At 62.2% G+C, this 25,351-nt stretch carries 25 protein-coding genes; 11 read left to right on the top strand and 14 right to left on the bottom strand.

What is annotated here, in order from left to right:
• Positions 1-120: 120 nt before the first annotated feature.
• Positions 121-1,911, top strand: a complete 1,791-nt coding sequence (gene aspS / locus EB235_RS24720) for an aspartate--tRNA ligase (RefSeq protein WP_027028475.1) — start codon at positions 121-123, stop codon at positions 1,909-1,911.
• A 117-nt stretch (positions 1,912-2,028) separates the two neighbouring features.
• On the opposite strand, the gene EB235_RS24715 is transcribed toward aspS, so the two are convergent.
• Positions 2,029-3,219, bottom strand: a complete 1,191-nt coding sequence (locus EB235_RS24715) for a hypothetical protein (RefSeq protein WP_027028476.1) — start codon at positions 3,217-3,219, stop codon at positions 2,029-2,031.
• Positions 3,220-3,555: 336 nt separating this feature from the next.
• Between EB235_RS24715 and parC the strand changes: the two genes are divergently transcribed.
• Positions 3,556-5,808, top strand: a complete 2,253-nt coding sequence (gene parC / locus EB235_RS24710; RefSeq protein ID WP_027028477.1) for a DNA topoisomerase IV subunit A — start codon at positions 3,556-3,558, stop codon at positions 5,806-5,808.
• Positions 5,809-6,083: 275 nt separating this feature from the next.
• Positions 6,084-7,298 carry an AI-2E family transporter gene (locus EB235_RS24705; protein WP_027028478.1) on the top strand — a complete coding sequence of 405 codons (1,215 nt, stop codon included), beginning with the start codon at positions 6,084-6,086 and terminating at the stop codon, positions 7,296-7,298.
• Between the two features lie 21 nt (positions 7,299-7,319).
• Here the strand turns inward: EB235_RS24705 and EB235_RS24700 are convergent, their stop codons facing one another.
• The 3 genes from EB235_RS24700 to EB235_RS24690 form a co-directional block, all read right to left on the bottom strand.
• Positions 7,320-8,216, bottom strand: coding sequence for a DMT family transporter (locus EB235_RS24700; protein WP_027028479.1), 897 nt, complete (start codon positions 8,214-8,216; stop codon positions 7,320-7,322).
• Between the two features lie 134 nt (positions 8,217-8,350).
• A complete protein-coding gene (locus EB235_RS24695) occupies positions 8,351-9,109 on the bottom strand; it encodes an arginyltransferase (protein WP_027028480.1) in 759 nt (252 codons plus the stop codon).
• A 138-nt stretch (positions 9,110-9,247) separates the two neighbouring features.
• Entirely contained in the window at positions 9,248-9,718 is a 471-nt protein-coding gene (locus EB235_RS24690; protein WP_027028481.1) for an RDD family protein, read from the bottom strand.
• Between the two features lie 213 nt (positions 9,719-9,931).
• On the opposite strand from EB235_RS24690, the gene sthA reads away from it, so the two are divergent.
• A complete protein-coding gene (gene sthA / locus EB235_RS24685; protein ID WP_027028482.1) occupies positions 9,932-11,320 on the top strand; it encodes a Si-specific NAD(P)(+) transhydrogenase in 1,389 nt (462 codons plus the stop codon).
• Positions 11,321-11,333: 13 nt separating this feature from the next.
• Here sthA and EB235_RS24680 read toward each other — a convergent pair whose 3' ends face one another.
• On the bottom strand, positions 11,334-11,606 hold the full coding sequence (locus tag EB235_RS24680; protein WP_027028483.1) for a DUF4242 domain-containing protein: 273 nt from the start codon (positions 11,604-11,606) through the stop codon (positions 11,334-11,336).
• A 105-nt stretch (positions 11,607-11,711) separates the two neighbouring features.
• Here EB235_RS24680 and EB235_RS24675 point away from each other — a divergent pair, with 105 nt between their 5' ends.
• Positions 11,712-12,749, top strand: a complete 1,038-nt coding sequence (locus tag EB235_RS24675; RefSeq protein ID WP_051429546.1) for an AraC family transcriptional regulator — start codon at positions 11,712-11,714, stop codon at positions 12,747-12,749.
• Between the two features lie 39 nt (positions 12,750-12,788).
• Here EB235_RS24675 and EB235_RS24670 read toward each other — a convergent pair whose 3' ends face one another.
• From EB235_RS24670 to EB235_RS24650, 5 genes are all read right to left on the bottom strand, one after another.
• Complete coding sequence (locus EB235_RS24670; protein ID WP_027028484.1) at positions 12,789-13,895, bottom strand: substrate-binding domain-containing protein; 1,107 nt, start codon at positions 13,893-13,895, stop codon at positions 12,789-12,791.
• Entirely contained in the window at positions 13,895-14,512 is a 618-nt protein-coding gene (locus tag EB235_RS24665; RefSeq protein ID WP_027028485.1) for a 5-bromo-4-chloroindolyl phosphate hydrolysis family protein, read from the bottom strand. The genes EB235_RS24670 and EB235_RS24665 overlap by 1 nt, the downstream gene beginning before the upstream one ends.
• 14 nt (positions 14,513-14,526) lie before the next feature.
• Positions 14,527-16,098, bottom strand: coding sequence for a substrate-binding domain-containing protein (locus EB235_RS24660; RefSeq protein ID WP_080680686.1), 1,572 nt, complete (start codon positions 16,096-16,098; stop codon positions 14,527-14,529).
• 11 nt (positions 16,099-16,109) lie between these two features.
• Positions 16,110-17,189, bottom strand: a complete 1,080-nt coding sequence (locus EB235_RS24655) for a toxic anion resistance protein (RefSeq protein ID WP_027028487.1) — start codon at positions 17,187-17,189, stop codon at positions 16,110-16,112.
• 176 nt (positions 17,190-17,365) lie between these two features.
• Positions 17,366-18,025 carry an alpha/beta hydrolase gene (locus EB235_RS24650; RefSeq protein WP_027028488.1) on the bottom strand — a complete coding sequence of 220 codons (660 nt, stop codon included), beginning with the start codon at positions 18,023-18,025 and terminating at the stop codon, positions 17,366-17,368.
• Between the two features lie 200 nt (positions 18,026-18,225).
• Here EB235_RS24650 and EB235_RS24645 point away from each other — a divergent pair, with 200 nt between their 5' ends.
• A complete protein-coding gene (locus tag EB235_RS24645) occupies positions 18,226-19,425 on the top strand; it encodes an OpgC family protein (RefSeq protein WP_027028489.1) in 1,200 nt (399 codons plus the stop codon).
• Between the two features lie 8 nt (positions 19,426-19,433).
• On the opposite strand, the gene EB235_RS24640 is transcribed toward EB235_RS24645, so the two are convergent.
• The gene (locus EB235_RS24640) at positions 19,434-20,504 is read right to left on the bottom strand and encodes a LacI family DNA-binding transcriptional regulator (protein WP_027028490.1); all 1,071 of its coding nucleotides are present in this window, start codon (positions 20,502-20,504) and stop codon (positions 19,434-19,436) included.
• 163 nt (positions 20,505-20,667) lie between these two features.
• On the opposite strand from EB235_RS24640, the gene EB235_RS24635 reads away from it, so the two are divergent.
• Together EB235_RS24635 and EB235_RS24630 are read left to right on the top strand one after the other, a co-directional pair.
• Positions 20,668-20,811, top strand: a complete 144-nt coding sequence (locus EB235_RS24635; RefSeq protein ID WP_080680687.1) for a hypothetical protein — start codon at positions 20,668-20,670, stop codon at positions 20,809-20,811.
• A gap of 56 nt (positions 20,812-20,867) precedes the next feature.
• Positions 20,868-21,017, top strand: a complete 150-nt coding sequence (locus EB235_RS24630) for a hypothetical protein (protein ID WP_080680688.1) — start codon at positions 20,868-20,870, stop codon at positions 21,015-21,017.
• 12 nt (positions 21,018-21,029) lie between these two features.
• Here EB235_RS24630 and EB235_RS24625 read toward each other — a convergent pair whose 3' ends face one another.
• A complete protein-coding gene (locus EB235_RS24625) occupies positions 21,030-21,389 on the bottom strand; it encodes a DUF423 domain-containing protein (protein WP_027028491.1) in 360 nt (119 codons plus the stop codon).
• A 30-nt stretch (positions 21,390-21,419) separates the two neighbouring features.
• On the bottom strand, positions 21,420-22,673 hold the full coding sequence (locus EB235_RS24620) for a multidrug efflux MFS transporter (protein ID WP_027028492.1): 1,254 nt from the start codon (positions 22,671-22,673) through the stop codon (positions 21,420-21,422).
• A 116-nt stretch (positions 22,674-22,789) separates the two neighbouring features.
• On the opposite strand from EB235_RS24620, the gene EB235_RS24615 reads away from it, so the two are divergent.
• Together EB235_RS24615 and EB235_RS24610 are read left to right on the top strand one after the other, a co-directional pair.
• Positions 22,790-23,455 (top strand): GntR family transcriptional regulator, encoded by a 666-nt coding sequence (locus tag EB235_RS24615; protein WP_027028493.1) that lies wholly within the window; start codon positions 22,790-22,792, stop codon positions 23,453-23,455.
• A 105-nt stretch (positions 23,456-23,560) separates the two neighbouring features.
• Complete coding sequence (locus EB235_RS24610; protein ID WP_027028494.1) at positions 23,561-23,821, top strand: DUF982 domain-containing protein; 261 nt, start codon at positions 23,561-23,563, stop codon at positions 23,819-23,821.
• A 54-nt stretch (positions 23,822-23,875) separates the two neighbouring features.
• Here EB235_RS24610 and EB235_RS24605 read toward each other — a convergent pair whose 3' ends face one another.
• On the bottom strand, positions 23,876-24,028 hold the full coding sequence (locus tag EB235_RS24605; RefSeq protein WP_080680689.1) for a hypothetical protein: 153 nt from the start codon (positions 24,026-24,028) through the stop codon (positions 23,876-23,878).
• A 197-nt stretch (positions 24,029-24,225) separates the two neighbouring features.
• Here EB235_RS24605 and EB235_RS24600 point away from each other — a divergent pair, with 197 nt between their 5' ends.
• Positions 24,226-25,197 carry a glycosyl transferase family 90 gene (locus EB235_RS24600; RefSeq protein WP_027028495.1) on the top strand — a complete coding sequence of 324 codons (972 nt, stop codon included), beginning with the start codon at positions 24,226-24,228 and terminating at the stop codon, positions 25,195-25,197.
• Positions 25,198-25,351 lie beyond the last annotated feature (154 nt).

The following is a 25,351-nucleotide window of genomic DNA, read 5'->3' as shown; positions in this document are numbered from 1 at the left end:
ATGCCGTGCGTGCCCGCTTGCCTTGACAAATCCGGCCTCCCATGCGCTTTTCGCGCAAATTTTGGGCCGGGCTTTGATGCTTTGGCCCGCAACCCAGCACCCCGGACTTTAGCAATGACCATGCACCGTTACCGCAGCCATACCTGTGCCCAGTTGAGAAAGAGCGATGTCGGCAATTCCGTTCGCCTGTCGGGCTGGGTGCATCGCGTGCGCGATCATGGCGGCCTGCTGTTCATCGACCTGCGTGACAATTATGGCCTGACCCAGATCGTAGCCGATCCGGATTCGCCGGCCTTCAAGGTTGCCGAGACCGTGCGTGGCGAGTGGGTCATCCGTGTCGACGGCGAGGTCAAGGCGCGCTTGCCCGAGACCACGAACGCCAACCTGCCGACCGGTGAGATCGAGATATTCGCTCGCGAGATCGAAGTGCTGTCGGCGGCCAAGGAGTTGCCGTTGCCGGTGTTCGGCGAGCCGGACTATCCCGAAGACATCCGGCTGAAATACCGTTTCCTCGACCTGCGCCGCGAGACGCTGCACAAGAACATCATTGCGCGGACAAAAATCATTGCCGAAATGCGCAGGCGCATGGGTGAGGTCGGCTTCACCGAATTCTCGACGCCGATCCTGACCGCGTCGTCGCCCGAAGGCGCGCGCGACTTCCTGGTGCCGTCGCGCATCCATCCCGGCACCTTCTACGCGCTGCCGCAGGCGCCGCAGCAGTACAAGCAGCTGATCATGGTTTCGGGCTTCGACCGCTATTTCCAGATCGCGCCCTGTTTCCGCGACGAGGACCCGCGCGCCGACCGTCTGCCCGGCGAATTCTACCAGCTCGACCTCGAAATGAGCTTTGTCGAGCAGGACGACGTGCTGTCGACCATGGAGCCGGTGATGCGGGGCGTCTTCGAGACCTTCGCCAACGGCAAGCCGGTGACGCAGAAGTTCCAGCGCATCCCCTATGATGTCGCCATGCGCAAATACGGCTCCGATAAGCCCGACCTGCGCAACCCGATCGAGATGCAGGCCGTCTCCGACCATTTCCGCGATTCCGGCTTCAAGGTGTTCGCCAACATCCTGGCCAACGACCTGAAGGCCGAAGTGTGGGGCATTCCGGCCAAGACCGGCGGCAGCCGCGCCTTCTGCGACCGCATGAATTCCTGGGCGCAAGGCGAGGGCCAGCCAGGGCTGGGCTACATCTTCTGGCGCAAGGAGGGCGACAAGCTCGAAGGCGCCGGCCCGCTCGCCAAGAACATCGGCGAGGAGCGCACCGAGGCGATCCGCCTGCAGCTCGGCCTCGCCGATGGCGACGCTGCTTTCTTCGTTGCTGGTGATCCGAAGAAATTCGTTTCCTTTGCCGGTTCCGCACGCACCCGCGCCGGCGAGGAGCTGAATCTCGTCGACCGCGAACGTTTCGAACTGTGCTGGATCGTCGACTTCCCGTTCTTCGAGTGGAACGAGGAGGAGAAGAAGATCGACTTCGCCCACAACCCGTTCTCGATGCCGCAAGGCGGCATCGATGCGCTGAATGGCGAGGATCTGCTGGGCATTAAGGCGTTCCAGTACGACATGGTCTGCAACGGCTTCGAGATCGCCTCGGGCGGCATCCGCAACCATCTGCCTGAAACCATGGTCAAGGCGTTCGAGACGGTCGGGCTGGATCGCGCCACGGTCGAGGAGCGCTTTGGCGGCCTCTACCGCGCCTTCCAGTACGGCGCGCCGCCGCATGGTGGCATGGCCGCCGGTGTCGACCGCGTTGTCATGTTGCTGGTTGGCGCCAAGAACCTGCGCGAGATCACCATGTTCCCGATGAACCAGCAGGCCTATGATTTGCTGATGAACGCACCTTCGGAAGCTTCGCCGCAGCAGCTTCGCGAACTGGCGCTGCGTGTCGCGCCGACCAAGAAGGACGCCTGATCGCGAGCTTCGGACGGCACTTCTAGCAACCGTCCGAACCGATTCTTTCGATTCGATAATCCAACAAAAAAGCCCGGCATCGCTGCCAGGCTTTTGCTTGAACTGAGGCCGCTTCGATCAGTCCTCGTTAGCCTTGACGCTGACGCCGAGCGTCTTGGGCAGGTCGAGCGGGTTGGACATGGCTCCCGCCATGATCAGCGCGAACGGCACCGCTGCCGGCGGTTCGGCCGAGATTTCGAGGCTCTTCGGATCGTCGAGATACTTGCTGACCGCCGCGGTCACCTGCGCCGTCAGCTCCGGATTGTTGAGCTGCGCCATGCCGAAGGGCACGATCGCCTTGGCCTGGTTGGCGATGTCCTTGGCCGACATGCCTTGCTGCTTGCCGACATATTCCAGCACCTTGCCGGTCAGCGAATCGTCGTCGAAGCGGATCGAGGCGCTGTTGAACGACAGCTGCTGCAGCAGGCCGAGCATGGCCATGCCTTGTGCCGAATTGTCGGCGCCTTCCGGCTGAGCGGCCATCTTCTTCTGCATGTCCTGCAGCGACTTGACGAAGTCCATCGTGTAGCCGCCGAGGTCGAAGGTCATGCCGAGCGTGCCGGCATTCTCGACCGAGATGTCGTACTTCGACAGCTCCATCTTGCCATCCGTCGGCTGCCAGGTGCCGGCTATCTCGAAATTGCCCGCGATGTTCTGGTAGCCGAGCGCGTCGATGACTTCCTTCGACTTGGGATCGTCGACCAGCGTCAGGTCGGCATTGAACTTTTCCGTGGTGCCGGTGAACTCCATCGCCTTGCCGTCCGCGGGCGGTGTGATCTTGATGGCAAGCCCGTCCATCGAGAAGGCGGTCTTGTCGGCGACCTTGACCGTCATGTTCGAGAGTTCGGCCGACTTGTAGATCATCAGCGCACCGAGTGGGCCGGTGGCGCCATCGGCCGGAACCGTCATGTCGTGGATGACGAAGGGGCTGAGATCGAGGGTGACGCCGTCCTTGCTGTGTTCGAAGGCCGAGGTCGAGACGGTGCCGATCTCAAAACCGCCATTGGCCGCGGTGACGTTCTCGAGCTTGACGTCGCCGATGGTGAGGGATTCCTTTTCCGCCGCCGGCTTGATGGCAACGCCCTGCAGCACCATGCTGGTGTTATCGCCGGTTACGCCGGTCCAGGAAATGTCGACGCCCTGGGCAGCCAGCGCCGCCTTGAGACGGTCGGCAACCGCCGCGTCCTGGGCAAGGGCCGCATTCAGCGGCAATGTAAACAAGAAGGTCGAAAGAGCGAATTTCCGGAGAGTTGAGCGTTTGATTGTCATCGCGAGTTCCCTGAGAGAGTCCTGAAATTGTTTTTCAATTCTTCGCGCTTTCACCATTCCGTGACGAACTGGACGGGAAAAAGGCATTTCCCGCACAATGGTCAAAAATCACGGCGAAAGGCAAACCTGATCCGAACGCCATCGGAGAATGCAGTGAATCTGGCATGAAGATCGGGCCGTCAAGCGTTGTCGCGCTTCGCAATAGATGCGGCGTGTAACAGATTGATGTTGGCCGGCAAGCTCGACTTGCGGTTTCATGTTGCACAAACGCGCGCAAGTCGACTGGTCCGGTGCGCGCCTCTTGCCGCGAATCACCCGCTCGGCTAGTCCCAGCCCATGGCAAAAAGGGTTTTGCCGCCTCAAGATGGCGGCGGTGATCACATCGAACCGATCGATCTGAAGAAGGCGCTGGAAGAGCGCTATCTTGCCTATGCGCTGTCGACCATCATGCACAGGGCGCTGCCGGATGTTCGCGACGGGCTGAAGCCGGTCCATCGCCGTATCATGCATGCCATGCGCCTGCTGCGCCTCAACCCCGACCAGGGCTTCGCCAAATGTGCCCGTATCGTCGGCGAGGTGATGGGCAAGTTCCACCCGCATGGCGACCAGTCGATCTATGATGCGCTGGTGCGGTTGGCGCAGAGTTTTTCGATGCGTTACCCCCTGGTCGACGGGCAAGGCAATTTCGGCAACATCGACGGCGATAACGCGGCCGCCATGCGTTACACCGAAGCGCGCATGACCGAGGTGTCGACGCTGCTTCTCGAAGGCATCACCGAGGATGCGGTCGATTTTCGCGCAACCTACAATGAGGAAGACGAAGAGCCGGTCGTGCTGCCCGGCGCTTTCCCGAACCTGCTTGCCAATGGATCATCGGGAATCGCTGTCGGCATGGCGACCTCGATCCCGCCGCACAATGCAGCGGAGCTTTGCGACGCCGCGCTTCATCTGATCGAGCATCCGGACGCGCCGGTGACGAAACTGATGGACTTTGTCCAAGGGCCTGATTTCCCGACCGGCGGCATCATCATCGACAGCCGCGCCTCGATCCTCGAAGCTTATGAGACCGGCCGTGGCGGTTTTCGCGTGCGGGCGAAATGGGGTCAGGAAGACCAGGGCAGGGGCACCTGGAACATCGTCGTCACCGAAATTCCTTACGGCGTGCAGAAGGCCCGGCTGATCGAAAAGATCGCCGAGCTGCTAATCGCCCGAAAACTGCCGTTGCTGGAGGATATCCGCGACGAGAGCGCCGAGGACATTCGCGTCGTGCTGGTGCCGAAGAGCCGCTCGGTCGATCCGGGCATCCTGATGGAATCGCTGTTCAAGCTGACCGAGCTCGAAAGCCGCTTCCCGCTGAACATGAATGTGCTGTCGCGGGGCAAGGTGCCCAACGTCCTGTCGCTGAAAGGCGTGCTGAAGGAATGGCTGGAGCACCGCCGTGAGGTGCTCGTCCGCCGCTCGAAACATCGGCTCGGTGAAATCGAACGGCGCCTGGAGATACTCGCCGGCTATTTGATCGCGTACCTGAACATTGATGAGGTTATCCGCATTATCCGCGAGGAGGATGAGCCCAAGCAAGTGATGATGGCGCGTTGGTCGCTGACCGATACTCAGGCCGAAGCCATCCTCAACATGCGCCTGCGCGCTCTGCGCAAGCTTGAGGAATTCGAGATCCGCACCGAGTTCGACGGCTTGAGTGCCGAGAAGAAGCAGATCGAGGCGTTGCTTGCCTCGAACGACAAGCAATGGGCGACCATCAAGTGGGAGGTCGCCAATGTTCGCGAGAAATACGGACCGGAAACCGAAATCGGCAAGCGCCGCACGCTGTTTGCCGACGCGCCCGAGCACGATCTGACCGACATCGCCCACGCCATGATCGAGCGTGAGCCGGTCACCGTGGTCGTCTCGGAAAAGGGCTGGCTGCGGGCGATGAAAGGCCACCTTACCGATTATTCGACCTTGACCTTCAAGGAGGGCGATAGCCTCAAGCTCGCCTTCCACGCCCAGACCACCGACAAGGTGCTGGTCTTCACCACCGGCGGCAAGTTCTACACCATCGGTGCTGATCGGCTGCCGGGCGGGCGCGGCCACGGCGAGCCGATCCGCATCATCGTCGACATGGATAATGACCAGGACATCGTCACCGCTTTTATTCACGACCCGAAGCGCAAGCTGTTGCTTGCCTCGCATGAAGCCAACGGCTTTATCGTGCCCGAAGAGGAAGTGGTCGCCAACACCCGCAAGGGCAAGCAGGTGATGAACGTCAAGGCGCCCGACGAGGCCAAGCGCTGCATCCCGGTTACCGGCGATCATCTCGCAATCGTCGGCGAGAACCGCAAGATGCTGGTGTTCGCGCTCTCCGAAATCCCCGAGATGGGACGAGGCAAGGGTGTGCGGCTGCAGAAATACAAGGATGGCGGTCTGCTCGACATCAAGCCGTTTACGCTGGAGACGGGCCTGTCTTGGCAGGATTCGGCCGACCGCACCTTCACAAGGTCGCGCGAGGAACTGGCCGAATGGATCGGCGCCAGGGCATCGGCAGGGCGCATGGTGCCGAAGGGGTTCCCGAGGACGGGCAAGTTTGGGTGATGTTGCGATCTCCCCCCTCGTGGGGGAGATGGCAGGCAGGCCAGAGGGGGGCGCTGTCCCGCCTGCGTATCAAATCGTCATGGCTCGCTACACTTGTCTCGGTTCTTGGTCGCAAAATACCAACGCCGGCGATCCTTCACGCCCCCTCTGTCCTGCCGGACATCTCCCCCACGAGGGGGGAGATTGGCAACTTCATCTTCACCATTTGGACTATCGTCACGATTGCTGCACTATATCAGTGCATAAGCGGGAAGGTGTTTGGGAAAGGCCGGCGTTTGAAGGAAACCAAGATCCAGAAGCCGGAACGTCAGCAGCGCCTGTTCGGCCTGTCGACGCCATTGGGGTCGGCTGTCATTCCGCCGATTTCGGCGGCGCGCTGGCTGCTGGTGCTGATCGTCGCCGCCGGCGTCTATTTCTTCCACGGCTTCCTGTTCCCGGTGCTGGCAGCACTGGTCATCGCTTTCGCCAGCTGGCCGCTCTATTGGCGGCTGCTTGCCGGTGTCGGCGGCAACCGTACCATTGCCGCCACCCTGGCCATTATCTTCATCCTCGCCTTCCTGGTGATACCGATCGCGCTCGCCGGCACCTATGCCATCAACGAGGTGCGCGAGTGGGTCGGCTGGGCCATCGAGACCAACCGGCATGGTGCCGTGACGCCGCACTGGATCGCCACACTGCCTGTCGTGGGCGACTGGCTCAACGAGCAATGGACGACCAATCTCGGCCATCCCGGAGGCATCGGTGAACTGATCCAGCTGGTCAGCGGCGCCAATATCGGCAGCATCTATCGTGGTGCCCTTGCCGCCGGCGGCAGTGCGTTCGGACTGCTGCTCACCTTGCTGTTCATGATGATCGCCCTGTTCTTCGCCTATCGCGATGGCGAGCATTTTGCCGGCCAGATCGACCGACTCGGTGAGCGCATCCTGCCGACGAGATGGGAGCGGATTTCGCGCGTCGTGCCGGCGACGATCTCCTCGACGGTGACCGGCATGACCGTCATCGCCATCGGCGAAGGGCTGGTGCTGGGCATAGCCTACTGGCTGGCCGGCGTGCCGTCGCCGGTGACGCTCGGTGCCCTGACTGGCGTCATGGCGCTCATCCCCGGCGGCGCACCGCTGTCCTTCACCCTGGTCTCGATTTATCTCGCCGCCAGCGGCTCGCCCATGGCCGGTCTGGCACTGTTCATATGGGGTACGGTCGAACTGTTCATCGTCGACAAGACACTGCGCCCGAAGCTTGTTGGAGGGCCGATAAAACTACCCTTCCTGCCGACCTTTTTCGGCCTGATCGGCGGCGTCAAGACCATGGGTTTCCTTGGCCTGTTCATTGGCCCGGTGCTGATGGCGCTGCTGGTCGCCATCTGGCGCGAATGGCTGCGCGAGGTGGAACTGGGCGACGAGATTGCCGCCGGCTCGGCGGCCGAGATAGAGGCCGGCCCACAGATCGAGATCCTGCCGGAACCTGGCGCGGCGAAGAAGGCCAGCGCCTGATCTCGGAGCCTGCGCTACGCCTCAGACCGGATGATGCACCGCGAAGTCGCTCCGCCGCTTGCGGCCATCATGCAGCTGCCAGAGCGAATGGGCGACCAGCGTGACGATCAGGATCGCGCCGCCGATCAGGCTGTTGCGGGTCGGTGCCTCGGCAAAGATCATCCACACCCAGACTGGCGCCAGCACGGTTTCGAGCAGGTAGAACATCGCCACTTCCGGCCCCGAAATGTATTTAGGCCCAGCGGCAAGGCAGAAGAACGAGATCGGCATGATGACGGCGCCGTTGAAGATGATCCACCAAGGCGCGTTCACGTGAAAGCCTTCACCTGACACCATGAAGGCTGCCAGGGCCATCGGCAGAAGGACGCCGACGAGCGAGGTGAAGCCCATGTCCTTGCCGCTGGCGCGCGAGATGGTGATGGCCACGGCAACGAAGAAGGCCGAGCAAAGCGCCATGAAATCACCGAACAGCTTGCCGGTGCCGACCGACCCGCCGACGATCACCAGCACGCCGAGGATCATGATCGCCATGGCGATGATGGTCACCAACTGCGGCTTCTCCTTCAGGAAAATCCAGGACAGCAACCCCGCGAACACGGTGTTGAAGGCGAGGATGAACACCAGATCGGCGGTCGAGGTGTGATAGACGGCGGTGACGAAGGTGATCCCGGTCAATCCATAGCAGATCGCCACGATCAAACCGGACCAGCCGGGAATGAGCTGTGGGGCGTTCCGGCTCAACGCCCGCCAGACCGACCAGATGACCATGGCGGCGAGGAATGTGGTGCCGGTGCGCAGCAGCATGATCGTCCATGCGCCACCGTCGGCGAGGCGGATCAACGGGATGTCGACAGTCAGCGTCAGCCCGCCGAGAGCGGTCAGCAGAAGGCCTTTCTGGTGGTCGTGATGCGAGGACATGCAGGAACTTTCGCAATGGAATGCAGGCTGGCGGCTGGCCGGTGCGACAGCACACACTCTCCAGCCAACCGGCTGGAAGACCAGCATCGCCTGCCTTGAAACAGTTTAAGCGCGGATCGTGGAAAAACTCAGCGTCAAACCGCTTCGTTGGTGTAGCGCTCCCAGCCCTTGGGGCCGAGATGCTCCTGCGGCATGAAGCGCATCTTATAATTCATCTTGCGCGAGCCGTTGACCCAGTAGCCGAGGTAGACATGGGGCAGCCCCATCGCCCTGGCGCGGGCGATGTGGTCGAGGATCATGAACGTGCCGAGCGAACGCTCCTCGAAATCGGGATTGAAGTAGGAATAGACCATCGACAGGCCATCGGCCATCTTGTCGGTGAGCGCCACCGCGATCAGTTCGCCCTGACCCTTGCCGGTGATGAAGGTGTCAGGCCCGCGCCGCCGGTATTCGATCACCTTGGTGTCGACATGCGTATCCTCAACCATCATGGCGTAGTCGAGCACCGTCATGTCGGACATGCCGCCGCGACGGTGGCGGGCATCGAGATAGCTGCGGAAAAGAGAATATTGTTCGGTCGAGGGCTCGGCGTTGTGCATATGGCCGACGAGGTCGGAATTATGCTGCAGCACGCGTTTCATGTTGCGGCTGGCGGTGAATTCCTGGGCGAGGATGCGCACCGAAACGCAGGCTCGGCAGGTCTCGCAGGCCGGCCTGTAGGCAATGTTCTGCGAACGCCTGAAGCCGCCTTGCGTGAGGAGATCGTTCATCTCCGCCGCCTTGTCCCCGACCAGATGCGTGAACACCTTGCGCTCGAACTGGCCGTCGAGATAGGGACACGGCGACGGCGCGGTCAGGAAGAACTGTGGCGACTGGGTCGGATGCTGCGTCATCGAGCCTTGGAAACACTCCTTCGAGTCGCTCTACCTTTGGCGCGGAAAGCGAAAAATTCAACAGGATTGTGAAGGCGTCATCCGGAGAACGCCTTCACATTTGCGCCGATGCGCCGGTAACGCTTCCCAGAAATGCCCTTAACGGCCCGTGCGGCTGACCACCGTGCCGAGCAAAAGGTCGTGCAGTGTGCGCTTGCGGTCGGAGAACAAGGTGACCAGCAGGACCAGCGGCGACAGGAGGACGTTGCCGGCCCAGAACAGCACGGAATGGACGACCGCCGTCAGTCCGTCGATCGGCCTGCCGTCGAGCCGGTCCAACCGGATGCCCATCATCTTCATGCCCGTAGTGGCCTGGTCGGCGCCGCCCAGCGTGTTCCAGATGTAGAGGATGGCGACGGCCGGCACGAGAATGCCGTACAGCATCCAGCCTAGGCCAAGCGTCAAAAACCCGAGGAAGAACACCAGTATGGCGAACACGACGCTGAGCAGCCCGACGATGACGTAATCGAGCACGAAGGCCAGGATGCGCCGCGTGCGCACGCCTTCATAGGCCCTGACATCGTAAAGCCCGGTGTTGATGATTTCGCCGTCGAGAACGCGCGCGTTCATGTCATTTCCTCGTAACATGGCCCGACATAGGGTGCGGGCCGCTCGACATTGAAATGGTGAAGGCCTGTGTCGGAATCAAGGTCGGGGTTCTCCACCGGGGCGCAAGGCCCGAGCGACGCGGGACACAATCCGAATCGGTTGAATTTACCGTGCGGATAGCATTAGCTTGCTGCGGCGCAACAAAAGCGCTCAGGGGCAGAGGGACGGGGCACTATGGACTATGACATGCTGGTCATCGGCAGCGGCCCCTCGGGCCGCCGCGCCGCGGTGCAGTCGGCCAAGCTCGGCAAGTCGGTGCTGGTGGTCGATCGCGGCCGGCGTCTCGGCGGCGTCTCGGTGCATACCGGCACCATTCCGTCGAAGACGCTGCGCGAAACGGTGCTCAATCTCTCGGGCTGGCGCGAGCGCGGTTTTTATGGACGCGGCTACAGGGTCAAGCAGGATATTTCCGTCGGCGACCTGATCGAGCGCCTGCACAAGACGCTTGATCATGAGGTCGAGGTGCTGCAGCACCAGTTCATGCGCAACACGGTCAAGAGCGCACGCGCCTCCGTAAAATTCATCGGCCCGAACAAGGTTAGCCTAACGGCCGACAACGGCGACTACAGCGAAGTCGGGTTCGCCCACGCGTTGATCGCGGTCGGCACAAGGCCGCACCGGCCGCGCGATGTGCCTTTCGACAAGACCCGCGTTTTCGACAGCGACGAGATGCTGGAACTCGGCCAGTTGCCACGCACGCTGACAGTGATCGGCGGCGGCGTTATCGGTGTCGAATATGCGACGATCTTTTCCGCGCTCGACGTGCCGGTGACGCTGGTCGAGCCGCGCAACACCATCCTCGATTTCGTCGACCGCGAGATCGTCGACGATTTCATCCACCAGATGCGCGACCGCGGCATGACGATCAGGCTGGGCAGCGCGGTGAAGGAAATCCGCTCCAAGCCTGAAACCGCCGAAGTCGAACTGGCCGACGGCCGCACCATCCGTTCGGATGTTGTGCTCTACGCCGCCGGCCGCACCGGCAATGTCGGAACCTTGGGCCTCGACGTGGTCGGCATCGAGGCCGACTCCCGAGGCCGCATCAAGGTCGATCCGCAGACCTTCCAGACCAGCGTACCCAACATCTATGCCGCCGGTGACGTGATCGGTTTTCCGAGCCTCGCCTCGACCTCGATGGAGCAGGGCAGGGTAGCCGCTTGCCATGCTTTCGGCGTGGCGCTGCCGCCGCCGCCGGAAACATTTCCCTACGGCATCTATGCGGTGCCGGAGATTTCGACCGTCGGCCAGTCCGAGGAACAGGTGCGCCAGAGCGGCGGCGCCTACGAGGTTGGCGTCGCGCGCTTCCGCGAGACCTCGCGCGGCCACATCATGGGCGTCGACACCGGCTTCCTGAAGCTGTTGTTCTCGATAGAGACGCGGCGCCTGCTCGGCGCGCATATCGTCGGCGAAGGCGCCACGGAACTCATTCACATCGGCCAGGCGGTAATCAATCTAGGCGGCACGGTCGACTTCTTCGTCAACAACACCTTCAACTACCCGACGCTCGCCGAGGCCTACAAGATCGCCGGGCTCGATGCCTGGAATCGGATGGGGCGGGGTTAGGGCAAGCCGGGGTTTATTCAGCGGTTGCCGGCTCGATGATGCTCCGCACCTGCGAAATCCGGTCGGCTGGAAACCCCGACATTTCAGCATGCCGGCGGACCAGGCCCTCATCCGCCGCCAGATAGACGCAGTAGATCCGGTCATCAGTCACGTAGCTCTGGATCCACTGGATCTTTGAGCCGAGCGTGCCGAGCACGCCGCACGACTTCTGTGACGCGCTTCGCAAGTCCGAGGCCGAAAGTTTGCCGACAGCGGGCATGTCACGTTCGATCACGAATTTGGGCATGGAATCCTCCTTCTCAGGTCACCATTGACCTGATCATCCGTTGGCGCGATGCTTTAGGTGTCGCTTATGTGAGGGGAAGTTTCCGCTGTAACGTCCTGTCATGCCATGATCGAAACACCTGACAGACTGATCGAACAACCGGCAGAAAGCCAATCCGAAGACAGGCAGGACCTGTTGCTGGACGTGCTGTCGCAGGTCCGGCTGTCCGGTTCCATTTTCCTGTTGGGAGAGTATCGCGCGCCCTGGGCACTGGATCCCCCGGAGGCCGCCGACATGGCGAGGCTGCTGGCTGGCGGCTCTCGGCGGCTGATCCTGTTCCACATCGTCCAGGAGGGAAGCTTCCAGGTCAGCGCACGAGGCATGAAGGTCGAAGGCAAAGCCGGCGACCTGATCGTGCTCCCGCACGGCGACCAGCATCTGATGGGCAATCCCGCCTTCAGCGGAGCGATACCCATGGCCGAGCTCGTCCCGCCACCGCCATGGCAAAGCCTGCCGGTGGTTCGCATAGACGGAGGCGGCGAGACCACGCGCATCGTCTGTGGTTACCTGACGTGCGAACAGCTTCTCTTCAACGTCTTCCTGAAGCGATTGCCGCCTGTCTTCAGCGTACGGCCGCGTCCGGGCGCGCCGACCGAATGGATGCAGGCCTGCTTCACCTATGCCCTGAATGAAAGCGCGCATGCGGTGCAGGGCAAAAGGCTGCTCATGGCGCGCCTGCCGGAACTTCTGTTCGTCGAGGCGTTGCGCCTCTACTCCGAACAGAAATCGGCGGATATGGGATGGCTGGCGGCGGTAAGCGATCCGGTGCTCGGCCGTGCATTGAGCCTTATCCACGCCGAGCCGACGAAGAAATGGAGCAACGAGGAGCTGGCGCGGTGCGCCGCCACATCCCGCTCGGTTCTCGACGAGCGTTTCAGGAAACTGCTCGGCCAATCGCCGATGCGGTACCTGACGGAATGGCGCATGCAATTGGCCACCGATCTGCTGCGTGACCGGAACATGAAGCTTCTCGCCGTCGCCGAGCGTTGCGGCTACGGGTCGGAAGAAGCCTTCAGCCGGGCTTTTCACCGCTGCCTCGGCGTTTCTCCGGCGCGCTGGCGCGAGTCGGCATTGTCGGCCAACGGTCTACCTGCATCGCATTGAGTCCAGTCTATCGGAGCGACGGCGGCTATCGGCTCGCCGTCAGCCCTCCATCTGGGCGAGCAGCGCCAGCATCACGTCGGCCGAAGGCATCGGCAGCACCGCCTCGATTTCCGCCGGCCTTACGCCGGCTATGGCATCGGCGTCACCCGCAACGGTGCCGAGCGGCCCGCGAAAACCATGCTTGGACCAGGCGAGTTGCTGCAGCGTCGGGCTGGTCAGCGCCTCCAGCAGCCGGTCAACCGCTGGATCGATGACGATCAGCGGATGCGCGGAGTAGACGGTCGGTCTGGGATAGAGGATTTCCGGCTTGGCGCCGGCGCCGGCCTGCACCCGCTGCCAGCGTGCAGGATCGGCGAGCGCCCATTCGACCAGCTGGTTTTCGTAGCCGACCACCATCGGTTCGGCGCCAAGGCCGCCGGCGATGTACTGGTCGAACAGTTTTCCTGATGATGACGATTTCAGGCCCATGCTGCGAAAGATCGCCTTGGCCTGGTCGCCGTGTTGGGCAAGCAGCTCCTGCGTCGCCACATCGCCGCTCATCAGGCTCAGCACCAGGCCGGCGAACATGAAGCCGGAATTGGAGCGGTTGGGATCGGTCGAAACGATGCGCGCCCGGCCGTAGAGTTCGTCGATGCCAAGGTCCGACCAGTTCTTGCCGGCGAGTATGGCATCGAGCAAAGCCTTGAGGTCAAGCTGGTTGTAGCCGCCCTTGCCAGCGACCGTGACCAGACCGCTCTTCTTCAACCCTTCGACCACCGGCCCCCAAGTGTAGACGACAACAGGCGAATTCAGCACCACCTGGTCGTTGCGGATCGCCACGCCGCTCTTGCGGGCGAGATCGACCATGATCGAGGAGGATGGCCACAGGAATTGCGGTTTCTGCGACAACAATGCTGCTTCGCGGACCATCTCGACCGAGCCGGCGACGCGTGCATCAAGCTCTAGCCCATAGCCGCCCAGCGCATGGACAACATCTGGGTCGGCCAGGAACGCTTGCTTCTCGCCGCCGATAAAGCCGAACAGATGCGCCTTGTTGCCCAGGTAGCCGCGGAACTCGGGGCGGTCTTTCAATGTCAGATAGCCGCCAGTGCCGGCGGCAGCGACACCCAGCAGGCCCAGTCCGAGAGCGCGGCGCGAAATGGCCATCAGCGACCAATATCCTCTTTCAGCGACTCCTGAATGAGTCGCAGGTCAACGTCGAGCGTGCCGAGTTCGGAATCGGCCAGGCTGTCGGCATAATGCATGAAAGCATCCTGAAGCTTGGTAATCACCGCACCGATATTGGCCAGCCGTGCCTGGCTTGGCGCGCGACGGTTGGCCAGCGCCGCGTAGCCTTCCGACACCTCGGCCGCCTGCGGCACATAATAGGTGAGGAACCGCCGCACGGCGGGTGCGCTCTCGGGCTTGGCCTCGACCCTGGTGATCACATCGGCGGCGATATCGGACAGGTTCTTCACCTTGGCCGCCATGTCCTTGTCGGTAATGGTCCGGGCGGTGGCGGCAAGGCGATCCGCCGCCGGCTGGGCTTGCGCCAGCAGTTCGCGCGCAAACGCAACCCGGCTGCCGCCAATCGAGTTCAGATCAAGGCCTTCGAACAGCTGGCGCGGCGCCAGCACGAACACCAGTCCGGCAAAGACCAACGCGGCGATGACTGCCGACACCAGGAACGGAAAATGGGTAAGCAGGCTTAGCCCGACCAGCAGCGCCGCCGAGACGAGGCCCGCTGCGATCCAGTTCCAGTCGTTGCCGAACAAGCCACGCATCCTAGCCGCGCATCTCAGTTGTAGCCGCGGGCAGCGCGGAAGGCGCCTGCGAGATCGCCGCCGCCATCGAACACGCGCGCGGAGGTTGCCTGGGCGAGGTTGGCAAGCTGACTCTTGTCGGCGTCGCCAAAGGTGATGCCGAACACCGGTACGCGCACCGGCGCATTTCGCCATTGGTCGAGGAAAGCGTCGGCGCTGCCGTCTGTCCGACCGTCGGTCATGATGATGATGGCCGGCAGATATTTCGACAGGTTCGCGGTCGCGGTGATCTTCTGCAGCGCCTGCTGGGCGCAGGCATACATGTCGGTGCCACCTCCAGCGTGCTGATCTGCGACATCAGCCAGCAACTGTGCCTGCCCCGCGGCATCGCCGGTTGCTTCGAAGTTGGCCCGCACGACACTGTCGAACGGCAGCACGAAGATATGGTCGGACGGCGTCCATTGCACCAGCACCTCGCTGGCCTTTTCCGGTGTAAACAGCAACTGCGCGGCGGCCTGCAGCTGTTTCTCGCCCTTGTCTTCCATCGAGCCGGAGAAGTCGAAACACAGCGCCGTCAGCGAAGGCTTACGCAAGGTCTCCTGGTAGAGATCGAGCGCCTTGCGGATCACTGCCGGTTCCGGCATGCGGATCGACGTCACCAGTTTGCCCGGATCGAAATTCCAGTCCGGTTCCGGCGCGGCCTGGATCGCCGAACCGCCAAGCGGCAGGCGCCTGCCGCTGTCGGCGATCCGTTTGCGCACCGCGTCCGACTGCAGATAGGCGAGCAAATCGGTGAAGAATTTCTCGACGTCCGGACCGCGCCCATGGTCGATGAAGCCGAGCGGCGAATCGCCGACCGCAACGCCATCGGCCGGATAGACGGCATAGAGCGGTTCCTTGCCCATCTGCTTCAGCTTGTCGTTGGTCTCCTTCAGCGTCGCCTCATAGTTCCACATCGCGTCGTAGACGGTGCCCTTGCCGGCGCTGTCGACATAGAGATCGGCGAGCCAGCCCGAAGAGCCGGACGAACGCTCGACACCCTGCAGCAGGGCGCTGACCGTTTCACGCACATTCGGATTGTCGAGATCGCCGGGCTCGATCACTTCCTTGCCGCCAAGCGCGCTGGAGAGCATGGCCAGATAGGCACTAGCGCCAGAATTGGACTGCGTCGCCGACGTCATCAGGAATTTGAGCTTGCCGTCCTTCACCGCGGCCAGGATATCTTTCATGAAGACCGGTTTGCCGACCCAGCCGAGTTCGGCTGCCTTGGATTTGCGCACGCCCAGAATGACCGGCATCTGGGCGATCGAGGTCAAATTGCGCACCTTGCGGCCGGTGTCGAACAAATCGACCCACACGCTCGAGGCCGGCCAGACCGCGTCCTGGTCGAGCCCGGCCGGCCGTTGCAAGCCAAGGCCGATGTCGAGCGAGCCTTCATAGGCGAAGGTGCAGGTGGCGCCTTGCTTGGCGCAGAATTCCTGCACGATGGGTTCCAGCACAGTGTTTTCGGAACCGGAGACGATCGAGAATTGGACGTGGCTTGAATTGCAGGCGGCCAGCAGCACGGCGAAGGCCAGCAGCAAAACGGACGTCAGCGTCTTCAGCATGGCGGTTCCGATCAGCCTTGGGTCAGCGCTCTCTTCAGATCGAGCGTCATCTGGTCCATCTGCTTTTCAGCGTCGGCCCGCTTCTGGCGGCCGTCCTGTTGGACCTTCAGCACGCCTTGCACCGTGTCGATGAGGTCGCGATTGGCCTGCGCCAGCGTCTCGACATCGACAATGCCGCGCTGCGCCTGCTCTTCGATCGAGATCGCCTGGTCCTTCATCATCTTGGAGGTCTGCCGGATCATCTCGTTGGTGGCGTCGGTCACCGTCTTTTGCAGTTCGAGCGCCGACTTCTGGTTGGTCAGGCCAAGCAGGATGACCATCTTCTGCTTCCAGGCCGGCACGGTGAGCGCCGACGTCGCCTGCAAATTCTCGATCAGCGTCTCGTCGCCGGACTGGACGATGCGGATCTGCGGCAATTGCTGGATGCCGAGCTGGCGCGCTTGCACCAGATAGAAGACGCGCTTTTCCAGACGGTCGAGCGCCTGCACCGCATCCTGATAGGTCTGCGCTTCCAGCGTGCCGCCGACATCACCGCCAGCCGAATCCGCGGCGGTCTTCAATTTCGGCAACTCGTTGGCACGATAGTCATCGACGAATTTCTTGCCGGCCTGCACATAGGCATCGAGCTTGAGGATAGAATCTTTCGTCTGCTCGTGCAGGTCGTCGAGCACGGCGATGTCGCGCCGCAGCGTATCCTTGTGACGGTCTAGCTCCAGGCCGATACGGTCGATCTGCCCCGCCACATCCTCGTATTTCTCCTTGAAGCGCTCGAGCCGCGCCTTGAACGAGGAAAACAGATTGCTCAAAAACCCTTGATCCTTCAGCGAAGCCGGATCGAGGTTCTTGGCCTTCATGATGATGTCAGTCAGCAGGTCGCCGGTGTCGCCGAGATCGCGATTGCGCAATTGACCCAGGATCTTGTCGGCATAGTCGCTGACGGCCTGCTGGGCACGATCGCCATAGACCGAGATGCCGGCGCGATCCTTGACGTCGATCGTGCTTTCAATTCTGGCGATGTCGGACGGACTGGCGGTGATAACAGGCAGTTGCGAAGTGTCGTCGAGCAAAGTGACGCTGTTCTTGTCGGCCATGCAGACCTCCCCCTCGGTGAACAGTATCTCGATAGACCGGATGTAACAGACATATGTCGCCGCTGTGGACAATGGAAGGCCCAGGCCATTTCGTTGGTGAATAGTTGCTTTTGTCGCACTTATTGTCCTGCTTCCTGTCACGAACCAGCGTGCCCGGTGCTCACAAGCGGCTCTGCCTAGGCAATGGCAACCGATCCCGTCAGCCATTGCCTGACGATGGCGGCGTCCGGATCACCGATGTCATGGCCCGATGGAATGATCCGAGCGTCAATCGCGCTGCCGCGTTGACTGAGTTGCGTTACCAGCGCGGGCGCGAAGGGTCCGTAGGTCTCGTCGGCGGCACCGGCGATGATCAGCGTCCGTGTTCCCTTAAGGTCCGTCGCCGGCACGTGGTCAAGCACGGGCATTGGCCTCAGCAGTGCCGCCCCCCGGACGATGCCGGGATGAAGCAGCATCAGGCTGGAAACCAGATTGGCGCCGTTCGAATAGCCGAGGAACGTTGCGTGACCGAGATCAAGTCCATGGCGCCCGGCGGCCTCGCTTGCGAATGCCGCGAAGGCGGCGGTTTCGGAAAGGATGCTCTTTTGCTCGAAGCGCGTCGGTGTGATTCGCTCGAACCAGCGGAAACCATCCTCCTGGGAGACACGGCCACGCGCTGCGACCAGCACGGTGCCGGGCGCGATCTGCCTTGCCAGCGCCACCAGGGTCGTCTCGTCGACGCCGGATCCATGCAGCAGGAACAGGCATTCACGACTCTCCCCACCGACGCCGATGAGACGGTAGGCAAAGGGCAGATCCGTGAGCAGTGGACCGTTTTCGACGCCGTCGCCGCTCATCCCGCATCCTCTTGATTATATGAGGTTCCGCTCAATTTGCCGGCTTCAAAACGCAATATTTTCGTGCTCCGCGAAAGTTGATTGAACCAGGCGCCTTTCCGCCCGTTTCTGCGCCGATATATTCCCTCGCGGGAGGAATCGAAGCGGTGCGTCGGGGGTCGCATTGCCCAATCAATGACTAGCTTTGAGGCCTTTTGTCGATGACTACCCCCGTTTCGCCGGAGCGCGACACTCGTATCTCAGATCGCGATACGCGTATCGATGTGCTGCGTGCGCTCGCGCTCATCATCATTTTCATCGACCACGTGCCGGGCACGGTCTTTGAAAATCTCACTTACAAGAATTTCGGCTTCTCGGACGCGGCCGAGGCGTTTGTATTGATTTCCGGCATCTCGGTGGCGCTCGCTTATGGCACCAAGTTCCGGCCGGGTGGCCGGCTGCTCGCGACTTTGAAGATGTGGCGGCGGGCGGGCATGCTCTATGTCGCCCATATCGTCACGACGATGGTGGTGATTGCCTTGTTCTGCATGGTGGCTGTCTTCACCAAGCGGCCGGAATTGCTGAAGCTGATCAACATCGAGCCGCTGATGAAGAACACGCCCGAAGTGCTGGTCGGCATCGTCACGCTCGGCCATCAGCTTGGCTACAACAATATCCTGCCGGTCTATGCCGCGCTGCTTTTGATGGCACCGGCCTTCGTCCTGCTGATCAGCTACAGGCCTGTCGCCGCGCTTGTCGCGTCCGGTGCGCTGTGGCTCGCCGCCGGCATCTGGCAGATCGCCCCGCCCAACTATCCCGAGCCCGGCTTCTGGTTCCTCAACCCTTTGTCCTGGCAGTTCCTGTTCAACATCGGTTTGGCCGCCATGCTGCATGTCAGGCGCGGCGGTGTCATTCCGGTCAACCGCTGGCTGGTCGGCGCGGCCGCAGCCTACGTGCTGACGGCGCTGGTCTGGGTGCACAGCCCGCTGTGGGGACAGATAACCTGGTTCAAGCTGCCCGTGGTCATTGGCGGCTTCGACAAGACGTTCCTGTCGCTGCCGCGGCTGGTGCACATCCTGGCGGTCAGCTATCTCATTGTCGCCTTGCCTGCGCTGTCGAACCTGTTCCGCACCAGCCCGGACCATCCGCTGGCGATAATGGGCAAGCGCTCGCTGCCGGTTTTCATTGCGGGTACGGTGATCGCCATGGTCGCGCAGGTGATGAAGCTGATCAATCCGGGCGGACTTGCCTATGACAGCCTGCTACTGTCAGCCGGCATCGCCCTGCAATTCGCGCTCGCCTTTTATCTCGAATGGCTGTCGACCATCGGCGGCTCGGGCAAGGTCCGTACGACGCAAAAGGATGCCACGCTGGTTCGCGCGCCTTTCGGCGTCTCCGGGGTGGCAGGGGCCAATCGCTGAGGGATAGTTCAGCCGCGTGGCGGAGCCGACGAAGCCCGCACGATCAGTTCGACCGGCAGTTGCCGGCGATTTGTCGTGCCGTCATTGTCCAGGATCGCCTTGACAGCGAGACGGCCCATCTCGGCAATCGGCTGCGCCACGGTGGTCAATGGCGGCTCGGATACCGCAGCTTCCGGAACGCCATCGAACCCAACGATCGAGACGTCATCAGGGACGTTCAACTTGCGCGCGCTCAGCCATTCAAGCGCTACCAGCGCCATTCTGTCGGACATCGCCAGGATCGCCGTCGGAGGCTCGGCGGCGCTGAAGATGGTCTCGAGCGCCGACTTCGTGCTCGCCACATCGTTGGCGGTCGCGTAGATCGGCACTCTGGTCGTGTCGACGCCGACCCGCGACAGCTCCTGGAAGTAGCCGGTGAGGCGGTCTCGCGTTCCCGCATAAACCGCGTTCTGAGCCTGATCGGGCGAAACATGGCCCGTCCTGCCGTCGACAAACTCCAACGCCAGCACGGCAAAGCGGCGGTGTCCAAGGTCGGTGAGATGGCGCGCCGCCATGGCGGCACCAGCGACATTATCGATGCCGATTGTCGCGACCGACCCATCCTCGGAAGCGAGATCGAGCGCCACGAAGGGCAATTTGCGCTCACGTGCCAGCTGCACCAGCCGGGAGCCGCCTTCGATGCAGAAGACGATGAAGCCGTCGACCAGCGCGCTCTGGATGTTCCAGGCAAGCTGTTCGTTGTTGGCGGCCGAGACAAGCGAGATGCCGGCCCCTGTTGCGTCGCAGGCCTGCGAGATGCCTGCCATCATGACGCGCGCAAAGGGATCATCGAAGAAGTAGGAGAGGGGTTCGGCGGTGGCGACACCAATGGCATTGACCTTGCCGGCCCGCAACAGCCGACCCTTGGGATCCGGCCCGCCATAGCCCATCGCCTCGGCGGCTGCCTTGACCCGTTCGCGGACCTCCTCGCGCACGATCTCGGGACGGCTGAAGACATTGGATGCTGTGCCATGCGAGACACCGGCCGCCTTGGCGATGTCGGCCAGCCGGACGGGTCTTGGATTGCCTGGTGACGCCATTGTGCGTGCCTCCTGACATGCATTTAGCACGTTCCGGCTTTGCATCTAGCACTTTCGTTGGATCGATTCAAATTTCGCTTGACCTGGGATTGTCGAGGAATTATCTTTGAATCGATCCAATGCAGCGCATTTGCTCTGCTCAATAAACTAGGGGAGGTGCGTCATGCATCCCGTCCGTTATCTCTTCGAAGACATCTATCGCAACGACTGGAGCATCGGGTTGGGCGCCAGCAGCTCCAAGCGCCGGGGCAGATCCGGCCTATCGATTCGCGACCTTCGTCTGCTGGTGACGCGCGAGCGGAACTGATCGGCGCAGTTTTTTGCTGCCTGATTGGATCGATTCAATTCAAAGGGAAAAAGACCATGCATCCCGTCAAGCATCTGTTCGAGGACATTTATCGCAACTACTGGGGCATCGCGCCGGCTGCCGAGCGGCCGAAGGTACGGCGCCTGACGAAGCCGGCCGTGCGCAATCGCGATCTTTGGGTTCGCACCGAACGTCCCCGGGATTGATCCTATTTGGCCTCAGGAGCGCGGGGGTACCAGGGCAGAGATTGCTATCGCCAGCCAGCCGGCGATGAGCAGGGTGCCTCCGATCGGCGCCGACATCGGAAACAGTCTCGATCCCAGGAAATCGCGGGCGAGAAGATCGCCCGCGAAAAGCACGAGCCCGACAAGCAGGACCACGCTCGCAATCCGCAGGCAGCGATTCGCGCCGATGAGGCCGACAGCGAGGAAGACCGGAGCGTGCATCAACAGGAACGACGCTGCCGTGCCGGTGAAGGCACCGCCGCGGTGTGCGGCGGCCGCCGACAGCGCCACGCCCGCCGCGCCGACGAGGCCGCCGGCAAACACAAGGATACGGCTGGGTTCGGCGGAATTCATATCGGCTATTTCTCTATTGCCCGGAGCCTCTCAGGACTCACTTGCTTCCAGCGCCATATGCCGTGTTCGCCGCGACTGGACAATCCAGTTGTAGACGGCGCCGCCCGCCATCAGCACCGATGTCCCGAGGAACACCGCCGGCATGCCGAAATAACCGCCAACGAAGCCGCCGGTCAATGGTCCCGCAACTTGCCCGACATACTGCGCCGAAATCGCCAGGCCAAGCACATTGCCGCCGACCCCGTCCGGAATGTTGTGGCGGATGACGCTGGTGATGCAGGGTAGCAAGCCGCCCAGCGCCAGCCCCATCAGAAAGCGCAGCCCGATCAACTGCCAGCTGTTGGTGACGAAGGCTTGCGGAATGAGCAGCAGGGCCGAGACTGCCAGGGCTCCGACGACGACGTTCCAGTGGCCGACGCGATCCGCAAGCTTGCCGAGCCAGGATGCCGACAGGATGGTGCCAAGTGCCGCCGCCGACATCACGACGCCGGCGACCATGGTCACCGGGCTCTGGTCCTCGATGAGCTGCTGCACATAGACGGTGATGATCGGCTCGATCGACATATTGGCAAAGGCGAGCAGCATGCCGGTTATCAGCATGGCGACGACCGGACGCTTGTCGGGAATCTGCGACCAGCCGCTCTTCGGCTTTGCTGTCGACGCGGCTGTGGCTGGCTTCGGGCGCGGATTCTCCTTGATCAGGAAGGTCGTTGCCAGGAAGGCCAGGAAGATGACGCCGCCGGACAGCAGGAAGGTGGCGCGAATGCCGATCACCGGCGGCAGCGCGCCGCCGAGCAGGGGGCCGACCAGCGAACCGGCGGTGATCCCTGCCGACAGGACGCCAAGCGCCCAGCCAGAGCGGTCCTTCGGCGTCTGCATGGCCACCAATATGGTCGAGCCCGAGGAATAGCCACCGGCAAAGCCGATCAGCAGGCGCAGCAGCACCAATTGCCAGACGGTCTCGACCATGCCCGTCAAGGACATGCAGATCGCCATGCCGAAGCTGGCGCGCACCAGCATCACCTTGCGGCCGTAGCGGTCGCCCAGCCGTCCCCACAGCGGCGCGACCATCGCTGCGGCGAAGAAGGTGGCGCCATAGGCGATGCCGGACCATTGAACGATAGCCGCATGGCCCTGCGCGCCAAGCTGTTCGACATAAAGCGGCAAGAAGGGCAACAGCAGGGTCATGGCGATGAGCGTGCTGAACGAGCCCGCGAAACAGACGGCGAGGTTGCGCCGCCAGTGGATGTTGTAGTCGCTCTGTTGCGTGTCTTCCTGCGCCATGTCCTGCCTGCCCGATATCAGCGCTTGTTGCGGATACCATTTTGGGATACCAAACCGGTATCCGTCATGAACTTCAAGCCGGCTGCTGTCAATGCGGCCTCGAAAAGGGCTACGCAATGTCGCAGATGCAGAATGTCGAACGACAGTTGCGCGAGATGATCCTCGGCCTCGAGATCGGCCCGGGCGAGAAACTGACCGAGCGTTGGATCGAAGGCCGCTTCGGCGCTTCGCGCACCCCGGTCAGGGCAGCGTTGCTGCGCCTGGAGACCGAGGGGTTGGTCGGCCGGGACGGGCGCGGTTGGACGGTGTCGCCCATCAACCTTGCAGAGCTGGAGCAGATCGCGGTCTATCGCGAAGCGGTCGAGGTCGCGGCCCTGCGGCTGACATGCATGCACGCCGACGGCAACGCCATCGACGTCATCGAAGCGATGCTCGATTCCTGCGATGAAAACACTGCGCGGGAGGAATGGCATCGCGCCGGCATGGATTTTCACATCGAGCTGGCGCGCCTGTCGGGCAATGAATTCCTGTTCAAGGCAGTTCGGGATGCCATGACGCGCCTGTCGCGCGCGCGCTGGCTGGAGGTGCGGGATGAAGCAGCTCTTGGTCGCGCCTGGGCCGAACATCGCGCCATTCTGGCGGCAACGCGCCTTGGCGATGCCGATGAAGCGGCGCGCCGGCTCTCAACCCACATCGTCGGCAGCCGCGACCGGCTGGTGACGTCGCTCGCCAACGATCGGCGCGGTCTTCGCGCCAGGGGCTTTGCCGTCGTCGCTGCTTAGCGCTGCCTGTACGGGCAGGGCGCTCGCCGGGCGAAAGAGGCGGCGTCTTGACGCTAACCCCACTTTCGGCCTCGCTTCGCGGATGCCGATGGCGTAAGAGCGGCGATGGAAAACAACCGATTTGAAACACCCGTGACCGTCAAGTCCGTCACGGCGGGAAGCACTCAGCTCTTGCGCACGGCCCGAGAGGCTTCCGATTACCTCCTCAACAGCTGGCCCGGCAAGCGCAGTCCCAAGCATCGCGCTGCGTTGCAGGCCTGCCACGACGCTCTGGCCGGCGACAAGCCGGCCATGAATGCCAGGCGCGCCTTTATCGCCGCGGCGCGTGAAGTGGACGTCTTTGTCAGCGATAAGGCACCCGCCTGACGCAAGGCGACCGTCAGGACTGAGGCAAGGCCCGCATGTGCGGGCCTTTTGCCGTCATTCGGCAGTTTCGTTTTCGCTTTCGATCTCGCCCTCAGGCTTCGAACGGTCGCGCGCGGCAACCTTGGCCGCCAGCTTTTCGGCCTTCTTCGCTGCCTTCTGCCGGTCGCGTTCCTTGCGTTCCTGATCGTAGTTTGGTGCTCGCGCCATATTCGGCTCCTTTTCATCGCCTTGCGGCTCTGACCCTGCCTAAGAGCATTAGCCGTCAAACACAACAGCTGAAGCGACAGTGCCCGTGCGCAACGTTAGAGATCGGAGGGGCTTGCCAGATCGGCGCCATAATGTTGTAGGAAACGCGGGGCGCCAGCGTATTGAGAGCTGCCCGTTTTGTTTTGATCAAGTGAACCATGGCCTCAATTGCACGAACGTCGGCAAGGGTTTTCTATTATGCGCGAAACGTCGCGCGCGATATCATTCCGCAATCCCTGTTTCGCCGCAGACTGGCCGTTCGCCTCGAAAAGGCCAGGCTTTGTGATGAGGCCGCGCGCCAGCGGTTGAACTACTACAACAAGCTGCAGGACGGTTTCGCGCCCAGCGCCAATGCCGTGCCCATCAGCAAGCTGCCCTTCACGCCGACCATGTATTATTACGACCTGAAGGAATTTGCCCGCTACTTCGATGCCGGCCTGCTCATCGACGTGGAGTTCGGCGACGTCAGGCATGTGCCCAAGGTGCCGACGATCGTCAAGGACCGGCCGATCCGTGATGACGACAAGAACGCGGTCATCATGAAGCTCGACAAGTTCCGTCACTTCCAGATGCCGGCTGACCCCATTTCGTTCGCCGACAAGCTCCCGGCCGTGGTCTGGCGCGGCGACCTCAACAATCCGATCAGGAAACGGTTTCTGAACGCGGTCCGCGACCTGCCGTTCTGTGATGCTGGCTCGCACAAGCCGAACGCGCCGGCCGAATACGCCAAGCCTTTTCTGAGCATCAGCCAGCACCAGCGCTATCGCTACATCGTCTCGCTCGAAGGCAATGACGTGGCGACCAATCTCAAATGGATCATGAACTCGAAGTCGCTCTGCCTGATGCCACCGCCGACCTACGAGACGTGGTTCGCGGAGCGGCAGCTCGAGGCGAATGTGCACTATGTACAGCTGGCAGCGGACTTCTCCGACCTTGCCGAACACGTGGCCTATTTCGAGCGGCACCCGGCGAAGGCCGAGCGCATCACCGCGGCCGCGAACGCCTATTGCCGGACATTCGACAACGAACCGGCCGAACAGGCGATCTCCCTGCTCGTCCTCTACAAATATTTCGTGCTGAGCGGCCAGATCAAGCCGGATGCCGAGGTCTGGCGCTACATTTCGGGCTGAGGTCGCCCGCCGGATTTCGTCCAGCGCTATCGGGCGCTGCGCCGAAGCCATCGTAGCCAGCATTTCGCCTTGATGATTTCTTAGCGATGTCTAATATCATATGCGCGGTGACCCAGTGGCCTTGCGGGAACAATTAGGGCTGCCATTTGTTTAG

Source organism: Mesorhizobium loti R88b (genome assembly GCF_013170845.1).
Lineage (GTDB): Bacteria > Pseudomonadota > Alphaproteobacteria > Rhizobiales > Rhizobiaceae > Mesorhizobium > Mesorhizobium loti_B.
The sequence above is the reverse complement of the archived record's forward strand: the minus strand, read 5'-3'. Positions and strand labels throughout refer to the sequence as shown.

Excerpts from the sequence above, each read along its gene's own strand:
- aspS (WP_027028475.1), top strand. The coding sequence starts at position 121 with ATGCACCGTTACCGCAGCCATACCTGTGCCCAGTTGAGAAAGAGCGAT.
- EB235_RS24715 (WP_027028476.1), bottom strand. The coding sequence starts at position 3,219 with ATGACAATCAAACGCTCAACTCTCCGGAAATTCGCTCTTTCGACCTTC.
- parC (WP_027028477.1), top strand. The coding sequence starts at position 3,556 with ATGGCAAAAAGGGTTTTGCCGCCTCAAGATGGCGGCGGTGATCACATC.
- EB235_RS24700 (WP_027028479.1), bottom strand. The coding sequence starts at position 8,216 with ATGTCCTCGCATCACGACCACCAGAAAGGCCTTCTGCTGACCGCTCTC.
- EB235_RS24695 (WP_027028480.1), bottom strand. The coding sequence starts at position 9,109 with ATGACGCAGCATCCGACCCAGTCGCCACAGTTCTTCCTGACCGCGCCG.
- EB235_RS24690 (WP_027028481.1), bottom strand. The coding sequence starts at position 9,718 with ATGAACGCGCGCGTTCTCGACGGCGAAATCATCAACACCGGGCTTTAC.
- sthA (WP_027028482.1), top strand. The coding sequence starts at position 9,932 with ATGGACTATGACATGCTGGTCATCGGCAGCGGCCCCTCGGGCCGCCGC.
- EB235_RS24680 (WP_027028483.1), bottom strand. The coding sequence starts at position 11,606 with ATGCCCAAATTCGTGATCGAACGTGACATGCCCGCTGTCGGCAAACTT.
- EB235_RS24675 (WP_051429546.1), top strand. The coding sequence starts at position 11,712 with ATGATCGAAACACCTGACAGACTGATCGAACAACCGGCAGAAAGCCAA.
- EB235_RS24670 (WP_027028484.1), bottom strand. The coding sequence starts at position 13,895 with ATGGCCATTTCGCGCCGCGCTCTCGGACTGGGCCTGCTGGGTGTCGCT.
- EB235_RS24665 (WP_027028485.1), bottom strand. The coding sequence starts at position 14,512 with ATGCGTGGCTTGTTCGGCAACGACTGGAACTGGATCGCAGCGGGCCTC.
- EB235_RS24660 (WP_080680686.1), bottom strand. The coding sequence starts at position 16,098 with ATGCTGAAGACGCTGACGTCCGTTTTGCTGCTGGCCTTCGCCGTGCTG.
- EB235_RS24655 (WP_027028487.1), bottom strand. The coding sequence starts at position 17,189 with ATGGCCGACAAGAACAGCGTCACTTTGCTCGACGACACTTCGCAACTG.
- EB235_RS24650 (WP_027028488.1), bottom strand. The coding sequence starts at position 18,025 with ATGAGCGGCGACGGCGTCGAAAACGGTCCACTGCTCACGGATCTGCCC.
- EB235_RS24645 (WP_027028489.1), top strand. The coding sequence starts at position 18,226 with ATGACTACCCCCGTTTCGCCGGAGCGCGACACTCGTATCTCAGATCGC.
- EB235_RS24640 (WP_027028490.1), bottom strand. The coding sequence starts at position 20,504 with ATGGCGTCACCAGGCAATCCAAGACCCGTCCGGCTGGCCGACATCGCC.
- EB235_RS24635 (WP_080680687.1), top strand. The coding sequence starts at position 20,668 with ATGCATCCCGTCCGTTATCTCTTCGAAGACATCTATCGCAACGACTGG.
- EB235_RS24630 (WP_080680688.1), top strand. The coding sequence starts at position 20,868 with ATGCATCCCGTCAAGCATCTGTTCGAGGACATTTATCGCAACTACTGG.
- EB235_RS24625 (WP_027028491.1), bottom strand. The coding sequence starts at position 21,389 with ATGAATTCCGCCGAACCCAGCCGTATCCTTGTGTTTGCCGGCGGCCTC.
- EB235_RS24620 (WP_027028492.1), bottom strand. The coding sequence starts at position 22,673 with ATGGCGCAGGAAGACACGCAACAGAGCGACTACAACATCCACTGGCGG.
- EB235_RS24615 (WP_027028493.1), top strand. The coding sequence starts at position 22,790 with ATGTCGCAGATGCAGAATGTCGAACGACAGTTGCGCGAGATGATCCTC.
- EB235_RS24610 (WP_027028494.1), top strand. The coding sequence starts at position 23,561 with ATGGAAAACAACCGATTTGAAACACCCGTGACCGTCAAGTCCGTCACG.
- EB235_RS24605 (WP_080680689.1), bottom strand. The coding sequence starts at position 24,028 with ATGGCGCGAGCACCAAACTACGATCAGGAACGCAAGGAACGCGACCGG.
- EB235_RS24600 (WP_027028495.1), top strand. The coding sequence starts at position 24,226 with ATGGCCTCAATTGCACGAACGTCGGCAAGGGTTTTCTATTATGCGCGA.